We start from the raw sequence: 1,411 nt of genomic DNA on the forward strand, positions 1-1,411 counted from the left end.
AGGGCGATGGCGTTGTCCGCCGTCGCCTTGGATTGCGCGGTGCCGTTGGCGCCGATCGCGATCGACCCGGCGCCGGTGGACTGCACGGTGTCGCCGATGGCGATGGCGCGCGACCCGGACGCATTGGTGCCGGTGCCGATCGCGATCGAGGCGTGGTCGCCCGCCTTGGCGTTGACGCCCGCCGCCACGGAGAACTCGCCATTGGCATTGGCGTTGGTGCCGATCGCGGTCGCGCCGCCATTGGCGCCGGCGGCGATGGCGCCCGAGCCGACCGCGGTGCCGTTCTGGGCCGAAACCTTGGCGGAGGCGCCGACCGCCGTGGCGTTCGCGGTCGCCGCATTGGCGAGGACGCCGACCGCCGTGGCGTTCGCCGCCGTCGCATTGGCGTATCCGCCCAGGGCCGTGGACCAGGTCCCGGTCGCGGCAGCCCTGATGCCGAGAGCCGAACTGGTCTGACCCGTGGCGTCCGCGCCGTTGCCAATCGCGACCGCCTCGAAGGTCGTGCCGCCGTCGGGACGCGCCGTGCCCGAGACCCCGCTCGCATCGGCGCCGATGCCGATGGCGATCGGGGAACCGCCTGCGGCGCCCGTGACGACGGCCTTGGCGCCCGGCCCAAGGGCCATGGCCCCACCGCCGGCGGAGTTGGAGTCGGCGGTCGCACCGTTGCCCAAGGCGATCGTCGACCCCGTCGACGCGCTGGCCCCGGAGCCGATCGCGACCGACTGCGGGCCCGAAGCCGAGGCTCCGATGCCGGCCGCCATGGCACCGACGCCGGTCGCGCCGTCGTTGTTGTAGTTCGCCCCGTGCGTGCCGCCGTCATTGACGCTGTAGTAGTGGACGGCCGCGCCGGCGATGGTCGACTCCAGCGCCTTGTTGGTGGCGAAGAGCTGGCTGCCGTTGATCGCGTCGGTCGAGTCCAGCGCGATCCGGCCCGCCGCGACATTGGTGATGGTGCGCTCGGCGCCCGGCGCCCCGACGCTGACCGTGCTGGTCGGCGTGGTGCCGGCGAAGTTGTAGGTGGTGCCGCCGATCTTGGTGCTGGCCGTGCCGACCGCCGCGGCCGTCACCGAGCCCGAGCCCAGCGCCACGTCGCCGGCATTGGTGGCCTTGGCCGCGTCGCCGAAGGCGAGCGAGCCGGCGCCCGCCGCGCTGCTGGTGTTGCCCAGCGCGACCGAGCCCTGGCCCGTCGCCGTGTTGCCGTTGCCGAGCCCGACCGCGCCGGTGCCGTTGACGGTGTTGTTGGCACCCATGCCGACGGCGCCGGTGCCGGTCACCGAGTTCGGGTCGCCGATCGCCACCGCGCCGTCGCCGTTGACGACCTGGCCCTCGCCGATTGCCACCGCGCCCGTGCCGCCATTGACCTGCGAGTTGTGGCCGATCGCGACCGAGCCGGTGCCGGCCGCGGCCGCCA

1 pseudogene is annotated in these 1,411 nt (G+C 74.1%); it reads right to left on the minus strand.

Features of this window, described 5'->3' with window-relative positions:
- Window positions 1-1,411: pseudogene (locus tag P409_RS34280) on the minus strand (hypothetical protein); the annotation flags it as partial.

Source organism: Inquilinus limosus MP06, from assembly GCF_000767795.1.
Taxonomy (GTDB): Bacteria; Pseudomonadota; Alphaproteobacteria; order DSM-16000; family Inquilinaceae; genus Inquilinus; species Inquilinus limosus_E.